16 protein-coding genes are annotated in these 26,224 nt (G+C 65.6%); 8 read left to right on the top strand and 8 right to left on the bottom strand.

Translation table 11 applies throughout. The annotated features are described in order from the left end of the window. Positions 1 to 175: 175 nt before the first annotated feature. Together DFR29_RS10775 and DFR29_RS10780 are read right to left on the bottom strand one after the other, a co-directional pair. On the bottom strand, positions 176 to 2,671 hold the full coding sequence (locus DFR29_RS10775) for a hypothetical protein (RefSeq protein ID WP_133818613.1): 2,496 nt from the start codon (positions 2,669 to 2,671) through the stop codon (positions 176 to 178). 200 nt (positions 2,672 to 2,871) lie between these two features. Next, the gene (locus DFR29_RS10780; protein ID WP_166654019.1) at positions 2,872 to 5,430 is read right to left on the bottom strand and encodes a serine/threonine-protein kinase; all 2,559 of its coding nucleotides are present in this window, start codon (positions 5,428 to 5,430) and stop codon (positions 2,872 to 2,874) included. Positions 5,431 to 5,742: 312 nt separating this feature from the next. On the opposite strand from DFR29_RS10780, the gene DFR29_RS10785 reads away from it, so the two are divergent. The 4 genes from DFR29_RS10785 (at position 5,743) to DFR29_RS10800 (ending at position 9,170) form a co-directional block, all read left to right on the top strand. Further along, positions 5,743 to 6,126, top strand: coding sequence for an ArsR/SmtB family transcription factor (locus DFR29_RS10785; RefSeq protein ID WP_208113572.1), 384 nt, complete (start codon positions 5,743 to 5,745; stop codon positions 6,124 to 6,126). After that, positions 6,123 to 6,656 (top strand): SRPBCC family protein, encoded by a 534-nt coding sequence (locus DFR29_RS10790; protein ID WP_133818615.1) that lies wholly within the window; start codon positions 6,123 to 6,125, stop codon positions 6,654 to 6,656. Before DFR29_RS10785 ends, DFR29_RS10790 begins: the two co-directional genes overlap by 4 nt. A 334-nt stretch (positions 6,657 to 6,990) precedes the next feature. Further along, entirely contained in the window at positions 6,991 to 8,283 is a 1,293-nt protein-coding gene (locus DFR29_RS10795) for an MFS transporter (protein WP_133818616.1), read from the top strand. Then, the gene (locus DFR29_RS10800) at positions 8,280 to 9,170 is read left to right on the top strand and encodes a hypothetical protein (protein WP_133818617.1); all 891 of its coding nucleotides are present in this window, start codon (positions 8,280 to 8,282) and stop codon (positions 9,168 to 9,170) included. The genes DFR29_RS10795 and DFR29_RS10800 overlap by 4 nt, the downstream gene beginning before the upstream one ends. A gap of 328 nt (positions 9,171 to 9,498) precedes the next feature. Here DFR29_RS10800 and DFR29_RS10805 read toward each other — a convergent pair whose 3' ends face one another. Next, positions 9,499 to 11,241 (bottom strand): delta-60 repeat domain-containing protein, encoded by a 1,743-nt coding sequence (locus tag DFR29_RS10805; RefSeq protein WP_133818618.1) that lies wholly within the window; start codon positions 11,239 to 11,241, stop codon positions 9,499 to 9,501. A gap of 313 nt (positions 11,242 to 11,554) precedes the next feature. On the opposite strand from DFR29_RS10805, the gene DFR29_RS30500 reads away from it, so the two are divergent. Both DFR29_RS30500 and DFR29_RS10815 read left to right on the top strand, forming a co-directional pair. Continuing rightward, a complete protein-coding gene (locus tag DFR29_RS30500; protein WP_133818619.1) occupies positions 11,555 to 11,893 on the top strand; it encodes a hypothetical protein in 339 nt (112 codons plus the stop codon). Between the two features lie 20 nt (positions 11,894 to 11,913). Further along, positions 11,914 to 14,352: a TonB-dependent receptor plug domain-containing protein gene (locus DFR29_RS10815; RefSeq protein ID WP_133818620.1), complete on the top strand. Its 2,439-nt coding sequence runs from the start codon at positions 11,914 to 11,916 to the stop codon at positions 14,350 to 14,352. 76 nt (positions 14,353 to 14,428) lie between these two features. Here the strand turns inward: DFR29_RS10815 and DFR29_RS10820 are convergent, their stop codons facing one another. Continuing rightward, complete coding sequence (locus DFR29_RS10820; RefSeq protein ID WP_133818621.1) at positions 14,429 to 16,084, bottom strand: hypothetical protein; 1,656 nt, start codon at positions 16,082 to 16,084, stop codon at positions 14,429 to 14,431. 307 nt (positions 16,085 to 16,391) lie between these two features. Between DFR29_RS10820 and DFR29_RS10825 the strand changes: the two genes are divergently transcribed. Beyond that, a complete protein-coding gene (locus tag DFR29_RS10825; RefSeq protein ID WP_133818622.1) occupies positions 16,392 to 17,321 on the top strand; it encodes a peptidylprolyl isomerase in 930 nt (309 codons plus the stop codon). Positions 17,322 to 17,517: 196 nt separating this feature from the next. Here DFR29_RS10825 and DFR29_RS10830 read toward each other — a convergent pair whose 3' ends face one another. Next, complete coding sequence (locus DFR29_RS10830) at positions 17,518 to 19,866, bottom strand: hybrid sensor histidine kinase/response regulator (RefSeq protein WP_133818623.1); 2,349 nt, start codon at positions 19,864 to 19,866, stop codon at positions 17,518 to 17,520. A gap of 525 nt (positions 19,867 to 20,391) precedes the next feature. Further along, entirely contained in the window at positions 20,392 to 21,645 is a 1,254-nt protein-coding gene (locus DFR29_RS10835) for a polyhydroxyalkanoate depolymerase (RefSeq protein ID WP_133818624.1), read from the bottom strand. Between the two features lie 400 nt (positions 21,646 to 22,045). Between DFR29_RS10835 and DFR29_RS10840 the strand changes: the two genes are divergently transcribed. Continuing rightward, the gene (locus tag DFR29_RS10840) at positions 22,046 to 23,632 is read left to right on the top strand and encodes a S8 family serine peptidase (RefSeq protein WP_166654020.1); all 1,587 of its coding nucleotides are present in this window, start codon (positions 22,046 to 22,048) and stop codon (positions 23,630 to 23,632) included. 271 nt (positions 23,633 to 23,903) lie between these two features. On the opposite strand, the gene DFR29_RS10845 is transcribed toward DFR29_RS10840, so the two are convergent. Together DFR29_RS10845 and DFR29_RS10850 are read right to left on the bottom strand one after the other, a co-directional pair. Further along, positions 23,904 to 25,037, bottom strand: coding sequence for a HupE/UreJ family protein (locus DFR29_RS10845; RefSeq protein ID WP_133818626.1), 1,134 nt, complete (start codon positions 25,035 to 25,037; stop codon positions 23,904 to 23,906). Further along, positions 25,034 to 26,218, bottom strand: a complete 1,185-nt coding sequence (locus DFR29_RS10850; RefSeq protein WP_133818627.1) for a tetratricopeptide repeat protein — start codon at positions 26,216 to 26,218, stop codon at positions 25,034 to 25,036. Before DFR29_RS10850 ends, DFR29_RS10845 begins: the two co-directional genes overlap by 4 nt. Positions 26,219 to 26,224 lie beyond the last annotated feature (6 nt).

Genomic DNA, 26,224 nt, shown 5'->3' on the forward strand with positions numbered 1-26,224 from the left:
CTGGACGTCTGCTGTGCGCATTGCTGTTCGCTAACCCGTTATTGATGGCGCCTATCATTGTGCCTGCGGAAACTGGTTTCTCAACAGCCTGCTAGAAACGGTGAGTCCGCCGCGAGGCCGGTTTTGCGGCTCGGCGCTTTTGCTGCACAGGGCCAAGCCGGTCCGCCCTTGTTTTTCAGGGTTTGCTCTCCGTTTCATGTCGAGGGACTGTCGGTGACGTTGCTTTTTGCTTGTTGCCCACCGCTTTGTCGCGGAGGAAGGTAAAGAAATTTCGCGCTTTCGCTTCGCGCCACTCTGCTAGCATATCCTCAATGTTATTGTTGACACCGGACAGAATTTTCGTGTTCGTTTCCGTTGCTTTGGTCGCTTCTTTCACGCTAGGCATTCCGTCTGACAGCACCTTTATCTTCTTGTCCATCTCGGCGACTGCAAGTGTCAGGGGGCGAAATATGCAGTTCGGCGAATCCGGATTTTGCTGGCATTGTTTGAGTTCCTGTACCGATGCGGAGATGCGCAGCGAGGTCGTGGCCGTCGTGGGCGAACTCAATGTGTCGGCGATCTTGCCAAGTGCGGTGGCGACATCCCTGAGTGCTTTCGCGCTGTCCGTCAGTGCTGTGCTGCTGTCTTTTAGCTGCAGGCCGCCGTCTTTTAGTGCGACGCTCATGTCACCGAGGGCGTTCAACCATTTCAATTCCGAAAGGGCGGACAGCGAATCGGTGAGAGCTTTGGGTAGTTTGAATGTGCTTTTCGGCGTTCCTTCCATTTCCCTGTCTCGCAGTTTCCTGCCGCAGAGAGAGGCGGCAGGATCTTTGGTGTAGACGAGGTAGTTTTCAAGCGGGCTCGGGCCTACAGCGACGAACCCTCTGGAGAATGCATAGACGCGAGTATTTTTCCGGCACTCCACCCGGGGCGCTTCGGCGTAGGCCATCCCGCCGTAGCGGCTGGCGATCAGCCAGCCCACACAAACCCCGGCAGTGACGACGGCCAATGCGCAGAACTGGGCAATGGCGATACTTTTGCTGAACTGCATCAGCGGTGTTTTTACAGCGGAAACGTGCGGTTCGCCGCGACGGGCCTGCTTCAACCGGTTCAACGCGCGGTCGGCGTGTTTCCTGGGCACGTCTCGTGCAGCGAGGCTGGTCCAGATGACCAACAGCGCCAGTCCGAAGATGTAGGCCGGATGAAACACCAGGTCAGTCGCATCGCCCACGCCGAATACATTCCACAGCGGCTGCCTCAACAGAACGGCACCGAACAATACATAGGTAAGCGCGCCGGCGATAAACAGCATCAATGCGTGGCTGGCCGGCTTGCTCCAGTCAGCCGGCATTACCGGCAGGGCGGCGTGAGCCGCTTCAAGGCGCGTCATTTCATCGCGCAGTATGTCGCAGAGCGACAAACCATCGGCTTGGCCATACGCACGCTGTTTTTTGTGCTTGCTTTTTGATTTTTTGTAAATTCTTATAAGTTTTATGATCGGTGATTCATTTTCCCTGAGTGTTGCCTCCAGTTGCAGAAATTGTGTCAGCTGGTTGTCTACAGCGCGAAGCGCCGACAGGGTTTTTGCGGCCTGGTCGAATCGTTTCTCGATGGCCCCGAGAATTTCGTTGCGACTGTCGCGCCATTGCTGGAACGACGTCGCCGACGACAGCGGGGCGAGGCTCATGCGTTGCGCGTGCTGGTCGAGTTCTTTGTTGGCGCGTCGCCAGCTGCCTGCGGCATTTTTGAGGTTTCTCGCTGCTTCCTCGGTATTGTCGACGGACAGCGGTCCCATCAGGTCTGCGTCGATCTCGGCTTTCTGCAGGAACTGCTTGCGCAGACGCTGTATCAAGTCGGCGAATTCCTTTTTCCTGTAGCTGCGTCGCTCGTGTTGCCGATCCAGTATTGCCCGCGCGGTGCTGCTGGCAGCCGTCGCCGATCGGTTTTCGACCGCAAGCAGGGTCTCCAGCTGGGCCCGCCAGATGACAACGGTCTTGCGAGCGTTTTCGCACTCGATTTCAGCCAGTGCAAGCTGATGCAGCGATTCACGCAAGGGCACGGCCAGGGACAGTTGCCTGAGCACGGTGTCGACCGAGTAGCGCGATTCTTTGCTCCAATCGGCGTCGATGCTGCGCAGCTCGATGGCCAGGTCTACCACCTCGTTCTGGCTGCTGACGTCGATCCAGTTTTTCAGCGCCGCAAGAAACGTTCGTGCGGCCCTCACGCTTTCTGCCCGGTTGTCCTTGTCGGTCAGAAATTTCGATGCCAGATAAATCTGCGTCTTAGCTATTTTTTCGTGGGCATCGCCGATCACGCTTGCCGCGATGTGTGGGTGGCTTTCGCCCGCGCTCGTGAGGTAAATCGATGCGGTATCCAGCTTTTTTGCCAGCAAGCCGGAATCGAGAGTGGCGGCACTTCCGTTGTTCCAATCCTGTTGGCACTGCTGCAGCGATGTCTGCAACTGTGCCCATTCGGCCGGCCCGGCTATGCCGGCCTGTGCTGGCGGAGCAGGCGCTTCGTCCAGATCGGCCTGGGCCAGTGCGGCGGCGGACTTTATTTGTGCAGCTACTTTTGCCAGCGCTTCAAGCACTACGTCCAGTTCCAGGCTCAGAGCCTTCTGCAGCAGCTTGGCAAACGATTGGGCTAGCTGCCGATTCGGCAGTGGCGCGGTGGGCGGTGAATTCTTTGGCATGAAGGCCTCGACAGGTAGCGATGTTAGCGTCTCCGGCTGATGACGCATGCCCGGTGGCGCAATGACGAGCCTTCATCCGGTGCCGCGCTAGCGCGCTTTGTCTCAGCTTCTGCGGGGGAGGTGCCGGCGTGTACTTCGCTGGGCTGATGCTGCCATTCGCTGCATTGGCGTCACCCGCTGCAGGTGCCGCATCGTGTGATTCACCGCGGCGCCGCGACCGTATCCGGTCGCGGCGTGGGCACCAGGGCTGCAAGCGTGCGCCGGGCCAGCAGCCCGCGGGCTTCGGCCTGGGCCGTGGCTGTGCTGTGTTCGACGGCAGCGGCGTAGGCCGCAGAGGGCTGCAGGCGGTTGTCGGCGAGGGCGCGGATCAGTTGCGCCACCGCGCCCAGATCGGGTTTGTCGACCAGGGGATAGCGCTCGGCCATGGCCAGGGCGCTGTCGATGCTCTTGCCTGCAGCGGCGGGCTGGTCGTGCTGCAGTTGTGCGGCCGCGAGCTTGAAGCGGATCTGATACAGCGCGTCGCTGTGTTCGCTCATGCTCGCCTCGCCGATGCGCGCTGCCGCGGCGAAGTGTTCCAGGGCTGCATTGCTGTCGCCGCGGCGTTCCAGAATCAGCGCGAGATAGTAGTGGTAGCTGGCCGTGACCGGTGCATTCTCGCCCCTCAGCGCGCGGATTTTCTGCAGGCTGGAGCGGGCTTCGTCGAGGGCGCGATCGAGTTGCCCCAGCTCGGCCAGCGCGGTCGCATGCTTGCTCAGTGATTTGGTGTAGATCAGGCTGTTTTCGCCGTACAGATGCCGGCTCATGGTCATGGTTTCCGCGGCGAGGCCGGCGGCGTCGGCGTAGTTGTCCAGGTCCAGCATGATGCTCAGCACATCGTTCAGCGTAGCCAGCAGTTCCGGATGCGTATCGCCATACAGGCTGCGGTGTTCGCTGAGCAGTTCGCGGGCGCTGGCCTGGGCTTCGTCGCGCCGGCCCAGGCGCAGCAGCACTTGCGGCAGTAGCCGCCGTGCGGCAGAGCGGGTCATCTGCGCCGCACCGGAATCGGCGGCGGCGACGGTCTGCAACAGCGCCAGCGCCTGGTCGAACTCGCCGCGGTTGATATGTACACCGGCTTCGAGTAGCCGCCATTGCAGGCGTTCGGGGGCGGTGCGCGCAGTTTCCGCATGGGTCTGCAGCGCAGCTCGCACCTGCCAGACGCGGCCGAGTTCCAGCTGTGCCTGGGCGCGGGCGGTTTCCAGTTCGAAGCGCACCTTGTCGGAGGCTTGCGGTATATCGCCTTCGATGCGCTCGATCAGGGTGAGCGCTTCGCGCGGCAGGCCCAGTTGCAGGTAGATGCGCGCGACGGCGGCGGCCAGCTGCGTGCGCGTAGCCGGCTGGTTATCCAGCGACGAGGACAAGGCGATGCTGCCGACCTGTTCGAACACTTCGCGCGCGCTGATTTCCTGGTCACGTGCTCTTGCCGGCTGCACGGCGGCGAGTGCGTCGATGATGATGTGGGTGACGTTCTCGGCGCGCTCGCGCTCGGCCTGGGCAGAAATATACTGGCGCAGCCACAGCGTACCTGCGACCGCGATCACGGCGACAAACAGCGCGCTGGTTGCCAGCGCCACGCGATGCCGGCGCAGGAAGCGGCCGGCATGGTAGAGGCGCGAACCCTGCCGTGCGGCGACGGGATAGCCGTGCAGATAGCGGTGCAGATCGGCTGCCAGTGCGTCGACGCTGGCGTATCGCGCCTGAGGATCGCGGCGCAGCGCGAACAGTGCGATGGCATCGAGGTCGGGCGCCAGCGTACGCTGCCAGGGCAGCAGCGCGGCGTTGCTGGCGGCGGCGCGCCGGCTGGGCGGGGGCGGGTCGTCCTGGCTGATGCGCTGCTCGACCTCGGTCAGGTTCAGTCCTTCCAGGTCGTACAGCGGATGGCCGCAGAGCAATTCGTACAGCACCGTGCCCAGGCCGTAGACGTCGCAGGTGACCGTGACGGTTTCGCCGCGCAGTTGTTCCGGTGCGACATTGCGCAGCGAGAAATAGCGCTGCGCGGCATGGGTCTGCTCGATCTCGACCGAACCCAGGCGGTGCTGCAGCGGCTTGGCAATGCCGAAGTCCAGCAGCTTGGGCTGGCCGGTGTCGGTCACCAGCACGTTGGCCGGCTTGATGTCGCGATGCACGATCAGGTTGCGGTGCGCGTAGGCCACCGCGTCGCAGAGCTGCAGGAACAGCTGCAGCCGTTCGCGCAGGCCGGTGCCGTTGTGCGCAACGTAGTCGGGCAGCGGCAGGGCCTGGACGTACTCCATCACGATATACGGCGTGCCGTCGTCCAGCTCGCCCAGGTCGTACATGGCGGCAATGTTCGGATGTTGCAGCAGGGCCAGCACCTGGCGTTCCAGGCGCAGCCGGGCCAGGCTGCTTTCGTTCAACAGTTCGCGGTGGGCGATCTTGATCGCCACCTGCTGGTCGATATTGCCGACAACGCGCTGCGCGCGAAACACGCTGCCCATGCCGCCTTCGCCGAGTTTTGCCGTGATGGCATAGGCACCGACGCGATAGCCGATCCAGTCGCGTGCGGCACGGTGTGCAGCAACGAGGGCGGGTGCAGCAGTCAGCGAGGCGGTATCGGCATCCAGCTGCAGCAGCTGATGCAGCAGCTGCCGTGTCGGCGCGTCGAGATCGCTGCGTGCTTCCAGATCGGCCAGGCGCTGCGCCGGCGTCAGTTCGACCAGGATGTCGAACAGATGGCGGACTCGTTGAAAAGTGGAATTGGACATAACGGCGGGTGGCGAACTCGTGGATTGCCGGTAACGCAATGTGGACAGCGCCGGGCGGCCATTGTGCCCGAAAGAAAATGGCAAAAACGAAACATGGGCCGGGGCAGGTTGCCGGGCGCATCCAGCGCGTTGAACGGGCCAAGCGGCACGGCCTGCCCCGGGCATCGAGGTGCCAGCCCGCCAGAAAGCCCACGACAAATCCCCTGTTGAACAGCGCTCGACAGCTGCGCAACTCCCCGGCGTCGGACCCGCCCCGGAAAATAGTCAACCATCCGGTTGACAGTCGCGTGTGGCGACGGCATATTCAACCACATGGTTGAAGATAGCTCGCCCCAGCTCGATGCCGTATTCCACGCCTTGGCCGACCCTACGCGCCGTTCCCTGCTGCGCCGGCTGTCGCAACAGCCGCAAAGCGTCGGTGAACTCGCGGCGCCGTTCGCGCTGACCCTGGCCGGCGTATCCAAGCACCTGAAAGTGCTGGAGGCCGCCGGCCTGGTCCAGCGCAGCGTGCAGGGCCGCACTCACTTGTGCAGCCTCGACGCGCGGCCGCTGCATGCGGGCGTGGAGTGGATGCGCTACTACGAGCAGTTCTGGAACCAGCGGCTGGACGTGCTGCAGTCGCTGCTCGAAGCCGAAGACCGCGCGGCAGCGAAATCCGCGCGGCACTCCCCTGCAAAAAAAAGGAGAAAGCCATGAGCGATTACCTCGTCGCCACGACGGTCGACAGCCTGCGTGCGGAACGCCTGTTGCCCGGACCGCTGGAGCGGGTCTGGGCCTACCTGACCGATTCGCCGTTGCGCGGCCAGTGGCTGGCTGCCGGCGAGATGCAGTTGCGCGCCGGCGGCAGGGTAGAGCACATCTTCCACAATTCCGCATTGACCGGGAATGACGAGGCGCCGCCGGAGAAATACCGCGACCAGGGCTGCGAAGGGAGCATGCACGGCCGCATCACCGTCTGCGAACCCATGCATCTGCTGGGTTATACCTGGGGCGAGGGCTTGGCCGATCCGTCCGAAGTGCGCTTCGAGCTGACACCGCGCGGCAAGAAGGTGCTATTGGTCGTCACCCACAGCCGCCTCGGCCAGCGCGACGCCAGGCTCAGTGTCGCTGCCGGCTGGCATACCCACCTGGACATCCTTGCGGCGCGGCTGGAAGCGCGCGAACCCGAGGGCTTCTGGCGCCGGCATACGCAGCTGGAAAAAGACTACGAACAGCGGATTGCCTAGGGCGCAGTGGCGCATGGCGGGTCTCGCACGCACGACAGGCAATCGGTGTGGCGGTGTCGGTACGGTGTGGCCGCCGGGAGGGGCGTGCGGCGCAATTCGCTACGCTCATCGGCGCCCTGCCACGGCGCCGTCCGCTTTTCGCAGGGTGCGTTTCGTAGGGTGCGATGAGCGTCCGCGAATTGCACCGTCGCCATCCTCGACCTGCCAGCGTGCGCGAAGATTCCGCCCGCGCAAACCGCCTTGCTCATTGCACCCCGCGCTGCCGCCATGCACCCTTGCATGAATTCCTCCCGGAAACCTGCCCGTGGCCGCAGCGCAGCAAGAATCCCCAGCCATGACAGCGGCGCAACGCCTGCGCTCGATCTTCAGCGGCTCGGTCGGCAACCTGGTCGAGTGGTACGACTGGTACGTGTATACCGCGTTCGCCCTGTACTTCGCGCCGGTGTTTTTCCCCGCCGGCGACCAGGCGGCGCAGCTGCTGAATACCGCTGCGGTGTTCGCCGTCGGTTTTCTGATGCGGCCGCTGGGCGCCTGGCTGCTGGGCGAATATGCCGACCGTCACGGCCGCAAGGCGGCGCTGGTGCTGTCGGTGCTGATGATGTGCGGCGGTTCGCTGCTGATCGCGCTGACGCCGGGCTATGCGCAGATCGGGGTGGCCGCACCGGTGCTGTTGCTGCTAGCACGGCTGTTGCAGGGCTTGAGTGTCGGCGGCGAATACGGTGCGTCGGCGACGTATCTCAGCGAAATGGCCAGCCGCGAGCATCGTGGCTTCTGGTCCAGCTTCCAGTACGTCACCCTGATCATGGGCCAGCTGCTGGCGCTGGCGGTGCTGATTCTGCTGCAGCGCTTTGTGCTGACCAGCGAACAGCTGCACGACTGGGGCTGGCGCATTCCCTTCGCCGTCGGCGCGCTGGCGGCGCTGGTTTCGCTGTACCTGCGTCGCAGCATGCTGGAGACCGAGGCGTTCCGCCAGCAGTCTGGCAGCAACCGCGCGCGCCACCGCCTGTGCGAGCTGCTGGCGCATCCGCGCGCGCTGCTGACCGTGGTTGGCCTGACCCTGGGCGGCACTTTGGCTTTTTATACCTTTTCCACCTACATGCAGAAGTATCTGGTCATCAGCGCCGGCATGAGCAAGGACACGGCGACGGCGGTATCGGCCGCCACGCTGTTCGTGTTCATGCTGCTGCAGCCGCTGGTCGGCGCCTTGTCCGATCGCATCGGCCGGCGTCCGCTGCTGATCGCCTTCGGCGTGCTGGGCACCTTCGGCACGGTGCCCCTGTTCGGCGCGCTGGGGCCGGGCGTCAGCGCGGTCGAAGCCTTCGGTCTGATCCTGCTGGCGCTGACGGCGATCAGCGGCTATACGGCGATCAATGCCGTGGTCAAGGCCGAGCTGTTTCCGGTGGAGATTCGTGCGCTCGGCGTCGGTCTGCCGTATGCGCTGACCGTGTCGATTTTCGGCGGCACCGCGGAAATGCTCGCCATCTGGTTCAAGACCCAGGGCATGGAGTCGGGTTACTACTGGTATGTAACGGCCTGTATTGCGCTGTCGCTGACGGTATACCTGTGCATGGACGATACGCGGCGCACCTCGCGCATCGACCGTGACGCGCTGCAGGAAAAGGCATGAAACGTGTCGCCTTCGGTTGCTTGTACGCGCTCGGCGGCTGGCTGCTGTCGGCCGTGGCGATCGTGCTGGGTCTGCGTTACGGCTACGGGCTGGGTTTTCCGCAGACGCTCGGTATAGCGGCCATGGCCGGTCTGCTGGCCTGGATTGCGCTGGCACTGCTGTTTGCGGCACTGCGCAGCCTGCGCGAGTGGTGGGCATTGCGTGCGGCGCTGGCCGGCCGTGTTCCCGCCGACGGCGCGGGCGCGGTGATCGTCGGCACCTTGCAGGCGCAGGGCGAGCTACTGCAGGCGCCGTTCGACGCTGGCGAGTGCATTGCCTATCACTATCGCGTGATCCACGACAGCGGTGCAGGGCAGCGTCACCGCACCATCAGCACGCTGTTCGACGGCGTCGGCCTGGCGCCGTGCACCATCGCCAGTGCCGCCGGCTATTTCCGCCTGCTGACGGTGCCGGAACTCGATGCGGAGAGCACCGCCAGCGGCGCTGTCGGCGAGGCTGCGGTACAGCACTACGTGCGCACGACGACCTTCCTCGACCGCCGCCAAGCAGCCGACGAATTGCTGCAGCGCTGGGACGATGCCGACGGCAGCTACCGCAGCGATGTCGGCCGCATCGCGCCGCAGGACGTCGACTGGGCGCGCTGCAGCTATGCCCTGCACGTACTGCGGGCACACACGCAGGTTTGTGTATTTGGTTACTTTTGCGCAGAACGTCGCGCGCTGGTGCCGCCACCGGCCTGGGCCGGCGCTACGCGCATCTACCGGGGTTCGGGCGAGCAGATCGCAGTGCGCCTGCGCAAGAGCGCGTGGTTCCGCCTGTGCCTGGGGCTGGCTGTCGGTGCCGGTGCCGGCGCGCTGCTGTTTGCCTTCATCTCCCACCACGTCTAGGGCCTGTCAACACATTCGAGGCCCATCTTCGATCGACGCAAAGCCGATGAAGCCCGGGAACATGACCTGGAGCTTGTCGAATCGGGAGAACCTCCGGCGCAATCCTTTGCGCCGGCGCAACAGACGTTCAACCGCGTTCCGTCACTGGTGAGTTCGCGGACGTATTCCCACGGGCGAACTCGCGTCTGGTTTCGCGCATGGAGTGCCGGGCACCATTAGTGTCACCACGCCCTGCGCGCCGCCAGCGACGAGGAACACCGCCTCGCGGCTGATCAGGTTCCAGCGCTCCGCACGCATCGCCGTTCGCGAAAGGCGATGTCCTTCGCCGTTATCGTGCTTTGGCGCCCCGCGCCGCGAGCGGCCGCCGCATCATCACCACGGCCAGCAGCGTGAGCAATCCGCCCAGCAGCCACTTTGCGCCTGCGGCCAGCGTGGGAATGGCGGTAGCGCCGGGCGCGCCGGTACCTGAAGTGCATTGCAGCGCAAAGGTGACCTGCGGCTCATCACCGTCGTTGGTATTGCAGGTCAGCGTGCCCGACACCGTCGTCAGCGGCGCTGCCGGCATCTGGCAGGCGACAGCGACGTTCTGCGGGGCGGCCTGCGTGACGGTCAGCGGGAACGATGCGCCGGCGCTGAAACCTGCACTGGCCGTGCAGCCGCTGACGATCAGATCGCCGCCGCCGCTATTGACGAACTGGATGGCGCCCAGCGACTGCGTCACTCCGGGCGCACCGCCGCTGGCGGAGAGGGTGGTTCCGGCCGGCGGCGTGGTGGTCACTTCCGGCGGAAACACCGCCGTTCCGTGCAGCCGCGCGAGATAGGCCACGCTCGAACCCTCACCGCCCGCGAGCAGGTACTTGCCGTCGGCTTGAAGCGCGAGCGCGGTTGCGGGCTGGCCATCGAATGGAACATTGCGCTGACCCGCCGTGCCGAAATCCGGATCGCTGGCGCCGTTGGGCAGCAGGCTGGCGACGATCGGTGCCGTCGGCGTCGTGCTTGCGATGACGACGCGGCTGTCCCCGTCGACCAGCAGGCCCGACACCAGCGGGAGAGGCTGCCGCACGATACCGGCGTCGACGAAGCCGGCATCGACCTGGCCGGCGGCGGTGATGCGCCCGACCCTCGTCGCATCAAACAACGAGGGGGTTATGGCGCCGGCTCCAGCAGCGATCAGCCCGAATGGCGGCTGCATGGCGATCTCGGTAACCGCGTTGTTCGGATCCCAGGAAACCGTCGGGAATGGAACCAAAATGCCGTTGTTGCCAAAGGTCGTATCAACGGCGCCAGCGGCAGTGAAACGAATCAGTTCAGCCGTGTTGTAGGTAAACGTACTCGATGAGGTGCCGCCGGCGACGTAGATGTTTCCGTTCCACTCCGCAACGGCATACGTCTCGTTCCGAATACGCTGGGAGTTAGCGATCTGGAGCGCATATCCGGCGACGCCGAAACTGGTGTCGACGACCCCGGCAGAGGTCAGCTTCAGCGCCGAAATGTTCGGCCCCACCTGGGGGCCCGACACATAATAGGCGGCCACGATGCACGAAAGCAGGAAACCGCCGTCGCTGGAAACAATGATGTCGCTGATAGTCAGCCCCAGGTGGTCGGGGCCGAGTGGCGGCGTATAGATGCCACCCGTGCCGTAACTCGGGTCGAGATTTCCGCTGGTATCAAGACGCACGACAAAGCGGCCGCCGGCAACCATCACGCGACCGCTGGAGTCCAGCGTCACCGCCTGTGCTTTGGAGGGCACCGTCGCCGGCGGCGTCACCGTGCGTACGCCGCCGTTGCCAAAACCGCTATCGAGGCTGCCGTCGCTGTTGAAGCGCGCAACCAGCCAGTCTGTGCCGCTCATGCCCGCGGCGACGATGCGGCCGTCGGGCTGTACGAGCACATCGTTGAACCCGCCGTTGCTTACCGCGAGGCGCACGACACCGTCGACGCCGAAGGCAAGATCGAGGTCGGCGCGGTTGGCGTGGCTGAAGGTACTGCAGCTGGACAAGGCCAGCGCGATGATGATTTTGGCGCCGAGGGTACCGCGGCGCGAACGCGAAACAGAATGCTTAGCCGACATTAGTCATCCCCTGAAGATCACTGTGTCGGCGAAGCATAGTCCAGCTTTGTGGGCGCGGAAGCAGGGGCTGTAGCGATTAACGTGTTCTTACTGATACCTGCCGGGGCGTGCTAGCACTGTTGCTGTCGAGTACTCCCCGCGCAAAACTGCGCGCAGGGAGGAGGCGGGCAGAACACAGGGATTCATCGGGTTGCCGCGAAGGCTCGGACGGCCATAGCGTTCGGCCTTGCACTGGTTCAGGCGCATGGCGCGCCCGAAGGCAGAGAGCTGTTGCGCTGGCTGGACCGCACGCCCCTGTCCGATCCCTCTGTGGATGGCGCGGGCCTATGAAGGCAAAGAAGCGCGGCAATTGGCGCTGGATCTCGGTTTCGTTCCGGCGGCTCCGCCGACTCAATGTATTCCGTCGGATCTTCTCTCGATTCGAGAAACGCCACGTCATGTCCCCATGCCTCATCGGCTTTGCATTGATCGCGGCTGGGTCTGGGATGTTTTAACCGGCCCTGGCCTGCAAAGCGCCGACAAGGCTTTGCCGCGACTGCATTTTTGTGGGGATTTGATCCTATCGCCAAGCGGAACGGTGACCGGCGCCGCGTTTTGCGGCGGCGGGGTTTACACGTTCGCCAATCATCACGGTAAGCTAAGGAAGTTTTAACAATCGGAGGAGTGGGGATCATGGGGAAATCACGTTTGTGGACGGCGCTGTGGGCGGCCGGCGCATTTGGCTGCGTCAGCGTGCTGGCCGTGCCGGCGGTACGGGCCGCGGAAACGGCCGAAGCGGAAGCGGCACAGGACGGCAGCAAGGCTGGTGGCGATGCGCAGGAGCTGGAAGCGATTTCCGTCGTCGGTTCGCGCCGCTACGGACGTTCCTCGGAAGCTGAAACGCCGGTACCCGTCGATATCGTGCCGATGGAAAAGATCGCCGAGCAGAGTGCTCAATTCGATCTCGCCCAGTCGCTGCAGTTCATCGCGCCGTCGTTCAACTCCACTCGCCAGACCGGCGCCGACAATGCCGACCTGGTCGATTCGGCCATGCTGCGTGGCCTGGGCTCGGACCAGACCCTGGTCCTGCTCAACGGCAAGCGCCAGCACCAGGCGGCCATTGTGAATATTTTCGGTGCGCGCAACCGCGGCAATACCGGTACCGACTTCAATACCGTGCCGGTGCTGGCGATCGAACGCGTGGAAATTCTGCGCGATGGTGCTGCGGCGCAGTACGGTTCCGACGCGATCGCCGGCGTGATCAACATTGCACTGAAGAAGACGCCGGGCTGCGAAAGCGTGCTGGGCTTCGGCCAGTATTCCCGCGGCGACGGCGAAAACACCCTGGCTTCGGCCTATTGCGGTTTCGAACTGGCCAACGGCGGTGCCATCGCGCTGACCGGCGAGTACCTCAAGCGCGGCCGTTCCGACCGTTCCGAGCCGCGCGGCAGCCCGCGCACCATCGGCGATACCAAGATGGACAACCGCACCTTGTTCCTCAACGGCGAAGTGCCGCTGGGCGAGGTGGCTCATCTGTACTTCAGTGGCGGCTACCAGGACCGCTACGCCTCTTCCGGTGCGTTCGGCCGCGGCGGCATCGGCAGCGACGACATTCCGTCGCGCAACTCTGAGGCCATGTATCCGAATGGATTTGTTCCATTCATCAACGGCGACATCGAAGACCGCACCCTGATCGTCGGCGTCTGGGGCAATATCGGCCAGTGGCGTGCTGACGTGTCGCAGGCCTATGGCTACAACGAGCTGTTGAACAACATCAGCAACACCTTGAATGCCTCCATCGCCAACGCCGACCTGCTCGGCGGCGGCCGCGGCCTCAGCCCGAACAAGTTCGATGCGGGCGGCTACGCGTTCACCCAGTACACCACCAATGTGGATTTCTCGCGTTACCTCGACAGCGTGCTGGCCGGCACCAACGTCGCCTTCGGCCTTGAACGCCGCCGCGAGAACTATGAAATCTTCGCCGGCGAACGCGGCTCCTGGGACGACTACGACGGCCCCGGCGGCGGCAATGCCGGAAGCCAGGGCTATCCGGGCTTCCAGCCGGCGGACGAGACCGATTCCAGCCGCACCAGCTGGGCTGCCTATGCCGACGTGGAGCTGAACTGGACCGACCGCTTCATGACCGGCGTCGCCGCGCGCTTCGAGGACTACGACGATTTCGGCAAGACCACCACGGGCAAGCTGACCTCGTCGTTCCGCCTCACCGACACCTTCCTGCTGCGCGGTTCGGCCAGTACCGGTTTCCGCGCGCCGTCGCTGCAGCAGCGCGATTTCCAGTCCACCTATACCGAGTTCGTCGGCGGCGATCCGCTGGACATCCTGCTGGCGCGCAATGGCAGCGAAGTGGCCAACGCGGCCGGCATCGACCTGCTGCGGGAAGAGAAGGCCACCAGCTTCACCCTGGGCTTTGCCTGGAATCCGCTGGACAACCTCAGCGTGACCCTGGACGGCTACCGCATCGACATCGACGATCGCGTCGTGCTGTCGGGGCAGTTCGCTGTGGACAGCCCCAGCATCAGCGACGAGCTGCGCGAACTGCTGGAAGCCGAGGGTGTCGGTGCGGCGGCGTTCTTCGCCAATGCCGTGGACACGCGCACGACCGGTATCGACCTGACCATTTCGCACAACACTGAATTGGGCGACGGCGAGCTGACCACGTATTTCGCGCTGAACCACGGCAAGACCGAGATCACCAAGCTCAACGTGCCGCTGCCCTTGTCGTTCGAAGGCGGCGCGGACACCTTCCTGTCCGATCGCGAACGCCGCTTCATCGAAGACGGCGCGCCCAGCACCAAGGCCACGCTGACGTTCGACTATTCCATCGGCAAGTGGGACACGATGTTCAAGATCGTGCACTTCGGTTCGCAGACCCTGGGTTCGTTCTCCGGCCCGCCGGTGTTCCTGAACTACGGTGCCAAGACCTCGGCTGATGCCAGCGTGACGTATGCGTTCACCGACAAGATCAAGGTGACCCTGGGCGCGGCGAATATCTTCGACCAGTTCCCCGACAAGCAGAATGCGGACGAAACCGACAATGGTCATATTTATGACAGCGTGCAGTTCGGTCTCAACGGCACCTCGTATTTTGCGCGCCTGGCGATGAAGTTCTAAACCCGCCATCGCCTCGGCGAGCGGAAAGCCCGCACCGTGAGGTGCGGGCTTTTTCAATTGCGACTCTCGCTGCGATTTACTGCACGCGCATGTCGAAGATGCCGATGGCGTTGTGCGACGGCGGCCAATCGCCCTGGTGCTGCGGCGGAGCCTGTACCTGTTCCATCGCCCATTCCACGCCGGAAATGACCATGGGATCGGGCAATTGCGACGGCTGGCCGTCGAAGGCGCCGGAGTTGGCGACGCAAGTCATCAGGCTGTAGAGGTCGATGTCGTACGCGGTGATCGAGCTGGGCGAATGACCGCTACCGACATAGGTATTAGTGAACGAGACCTGTGGCAAGCCGAGGTTACAGTTCGTATTGACCCGGGTGACATTGTTATGGTGGGTGTAGGCACCCGGGTAGTAGTACGAGTCGATCACGTTCCAGTTCCAGATCTGCGAGTTGGCGAACTTGTCGCCGAGATGCGCCTGCTTGCCCAACTGGATTTGTACAAGACGGCGGATATTGTCATTCCATCCGCTGATCCAGAACGACACCCAGGCGACTGCGTGCGACGTGCCGTCGGTGGCGGTGACCATTTCCTTGAACGCGATTCTCGGCCGGTGCGTAGTATCGGCCAGCGTGGCGATGGCGATCGGCTTGGCATTGCCGTGCGCCGAACTGGCGCCGAACGAGATGTACGGAATGCAGACGTTGGCCTGCGTCGCATCGTGGTTGTAGAGGAGATTCGCCACTTTTCTGTTGCCGATGGCGGGGTCTGACGCTGCGGTCACGCTAGTGACCAGCACGCTCGCGCCGGGATTGCCGGCCGGTACGTTCGGCAGGCTTTGATTCGGCGGACCGGAGCCGCAGCCGGGCAGGGCGACGGTTTCGCTGTTGAGCGCCGCGACCCAGTGCGGCGCGCCCGAGCCGGCGGTATAGCCGGAGGCCGACCAGTTGGACTGCGTATACACGGGATAGCTCGGACCACCTGGTCCGCCATAGCAGTCGGCCGGTGTGGTGGCGTTGCCGACGGGCGTAGGTCCAGCCGTCACGTTCGGGATCGTGCTGCCCACGGAGATGCACGGGCCGGTGGCAAACGACGGCGTGGCCGTCGGAAGGTCGCTGCGCCAGGCAGCCGACACGAGGCCCTGGTCCCAGAAACCGTAGGCCTTGCTCGCCGGCGTGCTGACGGCGACGCTGTCGATCAGCGCCGTTGCATCGCCCGTGGTCTTCAGGCCTTTGATGGTGATTGTGTAGTTGCCAGTGGCAGTGACCGAGGCGAGGCGCACGGCGTAGGTTTCGTAGTAGCCGCGGGCCGGCTTGACGCGGTCGACCGTGACGCGGCCGCCAGTGGCCCCGAGCTTGAAGTTCTGCACGACGCCATTGACCAGAACCTGCAGTTCCTGGTTGTCGGGATAGCCGTTGCGCTGGGTTGCCATGAACGACAGCACGGCGCCGGGGCTCAGGGATACGGTCTGCTGCAGGCTGCCGGTATTCTGGATGAAGCCGACCTGGCGCAGCTCCGGTACTTCCGGTGCGCCTGTGGTGAAGCCGCTGTTCGGTGCGGCCAGGCCGGCCGAACCGGTGAAGGTCCAGCTGGCGCCCGATGGCGTGTAGTTGAAGACGCCGTTGGCGAGGACGGGTGTTTCGAATCCACTGTTGGACTGTGCGAACGCGGCGGTGACAGCCATGGCCAGCAGGCTGCCGACGCCAAGTCGTGCGAACGGACTGCGTAGTGATTGCATGGGTAACTCCAGGGGATGATGGAACCTGTGCCGTCGCGGCGTGGCGGCGGCGCTCAGCGGCGCGACGCGCGGTGGCGAACGATCCGTCGCTCGCCGGTGCGGTCGCGCTTTGCTCCGCGGGGAGGCAGAGCGAAGACGACAATAGCGCCGCCCAATCTCAGGGCGCGCGCCACTGTCGAAACACCCAATGCCTGCGGTGGCAGCTCACAGGGTGCGGCGTCATTTGTTGGTGCGGCGGGAAGCGCAGCAGCCGTTGCGCGATGCGTTACGCTTGGTCGCAATGCCTTGTCCACTTGCGGAGGAATCGATGCCACATCGTCTGTTCAGCACCATTGCCGCGGCCAGCCTGCTGTTCCTCTGCGCTCCGCACGTAGGCGCGGCAGAGAAGGAGTCCAAGCCCAAAACCATGAGCGAAGTGCTGGCCGCAAGCAAACCGGCGGACTGGCGCAAGCTCGATCCGGACAACACCGTCTATCTCGATTTCGCCGCAGGCCGCGTGCTGATCGAATTGGCCCCCGACTACGCGCCGGCGCACGTGGCGAACATCAAGACGCTGCTGCGTCAGCATTATTTCGACGGACTGGCGATCCTGCGCGTGCATGACAACTACGTCGTGCAATGGGGCGATCCGGATTCGGGCGAGAAAGAAAAGGCCCGGCCCTTCGGCGAGGCGAAGCGCTCGCTGCCCGGCGAATTTTCCCAGGCCATTGCCAGGCAGGCATTTACGCCGCTGCCCGACGGCGATGTATACGCACCGCAGGTGGGCTGGTCGAACGGTTTTCCGGTTGCACGCGATGCCAAGGCCGGGCAGACCTGGATGGCGCATTGCTATGGCATGGTCGGCGTCGGCCGCGATACCGCGTCCGACAGCGGCAACGGCGCCGAGCTGTACGTGGTGCTGGGGCATTCGCCGCGGCACCTGGACCGCAACGTTACCCTGGTCGGGCGGGTGGTGCAGGGCATGGAACTGCTGGCTGCCTTGCCGCGCGGCAGCGGTGCACTGGGTTTCTACGAGAAACCCGAGCAGCGCGTGGCGCTGAAGACGCTGCGCCTGGGCAGCGAAGTGCCCGAGGCGCAGCGCAGCAGGCTGGAACTGCTGCGTACCGACACGCCGACGTTTACCGCGCTGGTGGAATCGCGCCGCAACCGCCACGACGACTGGTATCTGTACCAGGCCGGCAAGGTGGAACTGTGCAATGTTCCTGTGCCGGTGCGCGTGGCCGACGCCAAGCCTTGAGGCCTGGGCTGTGGCGCCGCCGCAGCACGGGCCGCCCGATGGTGCCATTCGCGTTGCTCATCGCACCCTGCGATTCCCGCCAGCCGCGGACGCAAGGCGCCGCCGTAGGGCGCGATGAGCGCAGCGAATTGCGCCGCAAGGTGCCGGCCCGGCGATACGCAGTATTCCTGCGCCACTCGCCAGCGGAGCTGCAGATCTAGGCGACGACCGCCGTCGGCGTCGCCGCTGCTTCACCGCCCAGCAGGCGGCCGAGGTCGCGCAGCGGCATCGGCTTCCTGACCCATTCGATGTTCCACTCCACCGGCGGCCGGTCGTGCGGGCCGTCGGGTGGCGAGGCGCTGTGGATGAGGCAGCGCGGCGGCCGGCGGCTGCCGCATTCGATGCGGATCTGGCGGATCAGGTCGATGCCGTTTTCGCCGTCGAGGTGCAGGTCGACCAGCAAGGTCTCCGGTGCGAATTCGCGCCAGATGGACAGCGCCGCGGCGATGTCGGCGGCAACGCGGTGTTCAATCCCCAACATGTCCAATTGTGCACTGAGCAGCTCGCGGATGGCGCTGTCGTCGTCGACCAGCAGTACCCGGCCGCGCACCGGCGGCGGCAGCTCCACCGTGGATTCCGGTGGCCCAGGCGGCAGCGGCAGGGTGAAGGAAAAACAGCTGCCGACGCCGGGCTGGCTTTCGATGGCCAGCTCGCCGCCCATGATCTGTACCAGCTGGTTGGCGATGGACAGGCCCAGGCCGGCGCCGCGGCGGGTGCGGCCGGCGCCGCGTTCGAACGGCTGCAGCAGGCGTTCGACCTCCTGCGCCAGGATGCCGGGGCCGGAATCGGCGATGGCGAAGCGTACCCGGCCGCCGCTCTGCGCTTCGGCATGCAGGCGGATTTCGCCGGCGCTGGTGAACTTGACCGCGTTGCCGAGCAGGTTGACCAGCACTTGCTGCAGCCGCGCCGCGTCGCCGCAGACGCGCAGGGGCAGGTTTTCGCTGGCGACCAGCTTGAGCCGTATCGGCCGCCCGCTCAGCTCTGGCCGGTACAGGCTGGCAACCTGGTTGAGCAGCGGCGGCAGATCGAACGGCTCGTCGCGCAGGTCGACCCGGTCGAGGGCGAGGCGGGCATGGTCGAGATAGTCCTCGGCCGTGCGTACCAGGCCGGCCGAGGTGGCGCGCGCGGTTTCCAGCAGGTTGCGTGCGCGCTTGTCGTGTACGCGCTGCAGCGACAGGTCGATCAGGCCGCTGATTGCTGCAATCGGGTTGCGCACTTCGTGGGCCGCCATCGCCAGCATGTCGGCACGCGTGCGATTGACCTGGTTGAGCGCCGTATTGAGCTGCTTGAGCCAGCGCAGGCGCAAGGTGATCAACGCGGCCAGCAGCAGGCCGACGCTGAGTGCGGCGATCAATGCCAGCGAATAGAAGCGCGCCCGCGCCTGTTCGCTGCTGCGGTCGGCTTCGGCGGCGCGCAGGTGGGCGCTCTGCAGCTCGCCGGCCTGGCGCAGACCGCGGATCTCGGCTTCGCGCGTCTGTGCGCCGTAGCGTGCATCGAGCTCGGCCACGGCGCGTTCCACTTCGCGGCTGGACAGGCGCGCGTTGAGCTGGATCAGCTCGCGCGTGGCATACAGCGCCAGCGGCAGCTGGCCGGCAGCTTCGGCCACTTCGGCCTGGGTGGCGAGCAACTGCGCGCTGATGCGGCCCAGCTCCAGCCGGCGTGCCTCGGCCAGGGCCGCGGCCAGTTCGCGCAGGGCTTCCGCGTGCTGGCCCAGGGCGGCCAGCGCCTTGGCGATATTGCGGCGCGAGGAAATCGCGTGGGCGGCCTTGCCGTTGGCCAGTTCGTAGGCCAGGGCGCGGCGCGACGCCGCCAGCGCGGTCTGTGGCTGGCCCAGGGCGAGATACAGCGCGCCGGCGTTGTCGTCCATCATGGCGACGCCGCCTTTGCTGCCCAGCGCTTCGTAGTGCTTGCGCGCAGACAGCGCCAGCGCCAGCGCTGCGGCGGTCTCGCCGGTGGCTCCCAGCGCCCATTGCAGCAGGTTTTCGCTGCGCGCCAGGGCGTAGCGGTCGTCGAGCTGCTGCCAGGCGGTATGCGCGCGTTCGCAATACGGCCGGGCCGGGCCGGCGCGGGCGGCGGTCAGCAGTACGTCGCAGGTTTCCAGTTCGGCGACGGCGCTCCAGTACGGATGCTCCAGCCGGCGCAGGGCCAGGGTGGCGGCGTTGGCCAGGGCAAGCCCGGACTCGATGTCGTCGCCCTCCATGCGCACATGGGCGCGCACCACGTCGGCCAGGGCCATTGCAGTAGCGCTGTGCTGGTCGCGCCCCAGCGACTCCAGTTGCGCGGCGATGCGGCTGGCCTGTTCGCCGTTCAGCAGCAGCGCCGCAGTGGCCATGTCGCGCAGCAGGCTTTCGCGCTCGGCGATGCCCAGGCCGGGCCGGGACAGCAGTGCCTGGCCGCGTTCCAGCGCTTGCGCGGGCGCGTCCAGCATCAGTGGCCGCAGCGGCTGCGGCGGTGGCGCAGCGGCCAGCGTCAATTCCAGCAGCGCGCTGCAGATGGCGCTTAACACCGGCAAGCCTTGGGCGGCGGAGGCGGGGCGAGTGTCATGGCTGGCCGGCGGCAGATGGGACAAGGCAATTTTGCACACAGCGCGGCCCAGGCCACAAACGGAAATTTTTCACGGTTGGGCGTTGGCCGGCTCCGGCAGGCGGGCGGGCGAATCGCGGGCGGCAGCGGGACGGGAGCATGCGACAGGGTGGGGACGGATCGGTCCCGTCACTATTGCACAGCTTTGCGCGGCGGCGAAGATGCTGCGGACGGCTTCGCGCCAGGCTGGCGGCGGGTTTCCCGCACCCGTGGCCTGCAGCGGACAAATCGGTAGTGGGGTCGCTAAGGAAGGACGGGGCGTGCAGGTCGCCGCTGCGGAGCGAGGCCAATAGCCGAAGCTATCGGCCGGGTGGGGCAGCAAGTCCTGCGCGGTCAGGACGCGTGAGCGGCTATCGATTTGTCGGTTGCAGGCCACTGGCGGTGCCGCGGCACCGCAGGCAGGGGGCGGAGCCTGCTGCCGGCGGCAGCGGCCGCCGGCAGCAGGGTTTCAGGCGGGCTTGGCGTCGTGCTGGCGGATGAACTCGCGTACGTCGGGATAGACCACGTCACGCCAGCGGCGGCCGCTGAAGATGCCGTAGTGACCGGCGCCCTTCACCGTGAGATGGCGCTTGCGCTCCGCGGCAATGCCGCTGCACAGCGTGTGCGCCGCCTCGGTCTGGCCCAGGCCGGAGATATCGTCCAGTTCGCCCTCGATGGTGAACAGCGCGGTGTGGCGAATGTCGCCGGGCTTGACCCTTTCGCCGTTCACATCCCAGACGCCGCGCGGCAGCAGGTGCTGCTGGAATACGGTGGTGATGGTGTCGAGGTAATACTCTGCCGGCATGTCCAGCACGGCGTTGTACTCGTCGTAGAACTTGCGGTGCGACTGGGCGTCTTCGAGATCGCCCTTGAGCAGGTCTTCGTAGAAATCCCAATGTGAACTCAGATGCCGGCCCGGGTTCATGGCGATGAAGCCGGTGTGCTGCAGGAAGCCCGGATAGACGCGGCGGCCGTGGCCGGGATAGTTGGCTGGCACGTCGTGGATCACGGTGTTCTGGAACCATGACAGCGGCTTGGTCGTGGCCAGGTCGTTGACCTGGGTCGGACTGCGCCGGGTATCGATGGGACCGCCCATCATGGTCATGCTGCGCGGCGTGGTCTCGCCGTTGCTGGCCATCAGCGAGATGGCGGCGAGCACCGGTACGGTCGGCTGGCAGACCGAGATCACGTGCAGGTTCTTCGCGCCGATATGGCGGATGAACTCCTGGATATAGGTGACGTAGTCGTGCAGATGGAACGGGCCGGCTTCCTTGGGCACCATGCGCGCGTCGATCCAGTCGGTAATGTATACCTTGTGGTCCTGCAGCAGGGTGCGCACGGTATCGCGCAGCAAGGTGGCGTGATGGCCGGACAGCGGCGCCACGACCAGCACGACCGGATCGTCCTTGAGGTCGTCGACAGTAGCCGCGTCGTCGGTGAAGCGCTTGAAGCGGATCAGGTTGCAGAAGGGCTTCTGCAGCGCGCGGTATTCGACGATGGGTACTTCATGGCCGTGCGCGGTGACGCTGCGGATATCGAACGGCGGCTTTTCGTAGTCCTTGCCCAGCCGGTACAGCAGTTCGAAACCGGCGGCGATGCGCGGTGCGCCGGGCACTTGCGACAGCAGGGTGCTCTTGTCGCTCCAGGTTTTGGCGCCGGCCTCGGCGAAATGGACCAGGGGGCTCATGAACGAGCGTTGCAGTTCGTGCAGGTGATACAGCATGGGTACGACACCGGCTGGGGAGGGGTTACGACCGCACATTGTAGTCGTCCGCGGGGCAAGCAAGGGGCGTGCCTTTCGTAACAATTGGTCGCAATGTCGGGCAATGCGGCGCCCGGGCCAGACACCGCACGCCATGGCGCGACTCGCGGCCGGGAGCGGGGGACGGGCCATCGCTACGCGCAAGCCAAGGCCGCGGCCGGGAGATTTGCCGGCGCACTGCCACTTGTTGGGTTACCGGCCCAGAAGTGATCTGCACTGAACGGCTGCGTATCGACTGAGCTGCTTTGCCTGCGATGGGTATGTGTCCGGCATCCGGAACGCCTGATCTTTGCGGAGAACAGGCCAGGGCCTGGCCATGCCGGTCGCTCCCATTCCCGAACTATCCCGACGGAGAGCCGCAATGGCCAATGAAATGACCCAGCTGAACTACGGTGGGCGCGAGCTCACGCTGACCAAGAGCGACACACTGTTGGCGCTGCGTGCGCGTCCCGGCAAGGACAAGGAACTCGATACGCTGATCCGCGCCAGCGCCGCTGTTTCCGCCAGCCCGCAGGCGCGACTCGGCGGGTTCCGCCTACTCAGCACCGACACGCCGCTGGAAGCGACCAACGCGACACTCGACCATTTGCGTTCCGCCGCCGCGGTCGACGTGGGCTCACACGTCTTCCACACGTCGGGCGACGGTGTGCCGTTCGTCCCCACCGGCCAACTGTTCATCCGCTTCAAACCTGCAGCCAGTGTCGAGGAGCGCGACCAGCTCATCGAGAGCAACGGCCTTGCCCTGGTCGAGGCCCGCGGAGACGACGACCTGATCGCCAAAGTCACCGCACTGTCGGAAAACCCGGTGAAAGTGGCCGCAAGGCTGCAGCAGTCGGCTCTCGTCGCCGTGGCGGAACCGGAACTGTCGTCACCCGGGCAGCTCAAGCACGTGCTGATCCCCAGCGATCCCCTGCTCAACGAACAATGGCATCTGCGCAACATCGGCAAGCACCGCGGCACCAAGACCGGATTTCTGGCCGGCGCAGATGCGCGGGTGGTTGGCGCCTGGCAAGCCTGCGGGTCGCTCGGTTCGCCGGACGTCGTGGTTGCGATCATCGACGATGGCTTCGACCTGACCCACCCGGATCTGTCCACCGTCGATAAAGTGCGCGATCCCTGGGATTTCACGCGTAATTCCAAGGTCACTGCGCCCGATCCCGAGACGCAGGACTGGCATGGCACAGCCTGTGCCGGCGTAGCGACGGGCTCGGCCAAGGGCGGCAGCATTCTGGGCGCCGCGCCTGGCGCCAGCCTGATGCCGGTGCGCTGGGGCGTCGATCTGGCCGACAGCCAGATCGAGAAGTGGTTCGGCTATGTGACCAGCAAAGGCGCATCCGTGGTCAGCTGCAGCTGGGGCGCTGCGGCCAACTATTTCCCCTTGTCCACATTGGCATCGGAAGCCATTGCCAGGTGCGCCCGGAATGGCCGCAACGGCCTGGGCTGCGTGATCGTGTTCGCCTCCGGCAATGACAACCACGACGTCAACGACCCTGGCAAGAACACCCTGGACGGATTTGCCGTGCATCCTGACGTGATCGCCGTCGCCGCCTGCACCAGCAAGGACACGCGCTCGAACTATTCCAACTTCGGCAAGGAAATCTGGCTCTGTGCGCCGTCCAGCGGTGCCGGCGGCTGGGGCATTTTGACGACCGATGTCACCGGCACCTTCCAGCTCAGTGGTCAGACCACCCCGCAGGGCTATGCCGCCGGTGACTACACCTACGACTTCGGCGGAACCTCCAGCGCCTGTCCGCTGGTAGCAGGCATCTGCGCCCTGGTGCTTTCCGTGGCGCCGACGATGAAGGCTGCCGAGGTGAAGACCTTGCTGGGCAAGACGGCGCGCAAGATCGGCAAGCCGGCCGACTACAGCAACGGCCATTCCCGGCTTTACGGCCACGGCTGTGTCAATGCCGAAGCAGCGATCAAGGCGGCAATGTTGCAAAATTGATATGTGACAAAAGGCCGTGGCGCAATGGGCAGGGGTGAGCCGCAGGCTCACCCTGCATCGCGCCGCATCGGTTGCCAAAAGCCCGCGCCGGACGAATCTCGCCGCTTGCTGGAGGAATCCTTAGGCACCCGTGCATCGGCAGGGTGCGATGAGCGCAGCGAATGGCAGCGTCGTCCTGTGCATGCCTGCGGCCAAACCCGGCTTTTGCGGCGCGATTCGCTGCGCTCATCGCGTCCTACGTGGATTGCGGCGGTTCGGTGTGCCGGCGCGGTCAGAACGGCATCAGCTTCAGATCGAGGCTGCGTTCGGCCAGCCAGCCTGCGGCGAGCAGGCCGATGGCGACCGAGCCGCCGCGCAGCACGACGGGCTGGTAGAGCAGGCTGCGGCGCAGCAGGTAGGCCAGCGGAATCAGCACGGCGACGACGGCGAGCTGGCCGAGTTCCACGCCGACGTTGAAGCCGACCAGCGACAACGCCAGTGCGCTGCGCGGCAACTCCAGGTCGGCCAGCACGCTGGCGAAGCCGAAGCCGTGGATCAGGCCGAACGCGAAGGCGACGGTCCAGCGCCGTGCCGGCAGGAACGGCACAAGGTTGTCGACGGCTGTCAGCAGTACCGACAATGCGATGATCGATTCGGTCAGGCGTGCCGGTATCTGCACGATGCCCAGCGTGGCCAGGCTCAGCGTGACCGAATGCGCCAGCGTGAATGCCGTGACGATCTTGAGCACGGACACGGCGGCGACCGACAGGCTCGGCACCGGCTGCCAGGCGCGCCCTGCGCGGCCGAGCACGGCCGGCAGCAGCAGGGCGACCAGGAACAGCAGATGGTCGTAGCCGATGGCAATGTGGAAAATGCCGTCGCGCACGTAGCCGGCGAAAGCCTGCCAGTGCGAAGCGCCGCCGGCTTGGAAGGTCTGGCGTGGCTGCTCCCGCGACAGCACGGCGCTGAGCACCGTGGCGTCGCCCAGTTCGAGCTTGAGCAGGCCGCGGTGCTGCGCGTCGACATCGAACAGCGCGGCATAGTCGACGCTCAGTGCACCGTCGCCGGCACAGGGCGCCTGCAGCAAAAGCACGAGATAGCGGCCGTCGCTGTGCTGCTCGATCAGGTGATCGGCGATCTGCAGCGGACAGGCGGCGCCGGCCGATAGCGACAGCCGCGACTTTGCATAGCGGTCGATCTCGTCGCGGCGCGTGCGTACCTCGCCCCAGTCGATACGGTCGTCGTGATTGCGGTCCAGCTCGAATACGCTGTCCAGATCGCGCAGGGCGATATCCCAGCGGCCGCTGAGCTGGCCCGCTTCCCGGCGCAGGCTGAGGTAGCTGTCGCTGGGTTTGTGCGCAGCAGCTGGCGCGCACAGGCCGAGCAGCAGCATCAGGCTGGCAATGCCTTTCAGCACGGCGTTCATCGCGCAGGCACCGGGTGCAGCAGCGCATCGAGGCGGACGTCCTGCAGGCCCGACTCGGCGACCCAGCGCACGACCTCGGTGGCGGCTTCGGGCCGGCCCGCGGCGAGTGCGGCTTCGAGTGCGATGCGCGCGTCCAGCGGTTCCTTCTGCACGGCCCAGTTCTGCAGCGCGAGTTCGAGTGCCGCCGCCGGGTCTTGCGCCAGGGCGAGCCGGAAGCGAGACTCTTCGCGCCGGTGTACGTTGTCGCCGCGCTGGCGCAGTGCGTCGAAGCGTGCGGCCAGTGCATCGCTGCCGGTTTGCGCGGTGTCCGCTCCGAGCAGCCGGTCGGCCTGGGCGCGGCGCAGCAGCAGGCTGTCGATCGGCGTATCGGCAGCGATCAGCACGGTGACCTCGACCGCGCGCCGACGGTCCAGCAGGAAGTCGGCGTAGGCGGCCAGCGTATAGCTGTCGGCCGGGTCGACGGCCAGGCTTTGCCGGTACCAGCGATCGGCTTCGCCGTTGCGTCCGAGACGCTCCGCCAGCTCGGCCAGCAGGGTCAGCGCCCAGGTCCGCACCGCTGCAGGCTGTGCAGCCAGACCCTCTTGCGCGATGGTGTCTTCCAGCACGCGATAGGCTTTCGCGCCGGCGCCGGTCAGTGCGTCGACGCCGGCGCGACAGACCGTGCCGATGGCCGTGGCACCCGCACCGATGACGTGTTCGCAACTATTCGCGGCGCCGGCCAGGTCGCCGGTTGCCTGCTGCAGGCTGGCGAGGTCTAGCCAGGCCTGTGCGTGCGCGGGCTGTTCGGCGATCGCGCGGCGCAGGTCGGCCTGCGCCGCAGCGAATTCGTGGCGGTTCTGCCGGATTGCCGCGCGCAGCAGCAGCACGGGAACCGGCGCGGCTGCCTGTTCCCACCAGGCAGCGAGCGTGGCCTGCGCCTGACCCCAGAGCCGTGGATCGGAAGCGGCGCGCGCCGCGGCGATCTGCGCCTGGGCCAGGCGCACGGCGATATCGAGATTGGCCGGATCGCGCGCATGCAGCAGACGCAGCGCGCGCACGGCCGAGCTGTCGCCGCGCTGCGCACTGCGCGGCAGGGTTTCCAGTACTTCGCTGTCGCTGCGCGGCCGGTACGGCGCGGCGGCGCTGCCGACGGCAAGGCTGCACAGCAGGATCGCGACGGCGATGAGGAAAGATGGCGGCATGATCAG

The organism is Tahibacter aquaticus (assembly GCF_004363655.1).
Lineage (GTDB): Bacteria > Pseudomonadota > Gammaproteobacteria > Xanthomonadales > Rhodanobacteraceae > Tahibacter > Tahibacter aquaticus.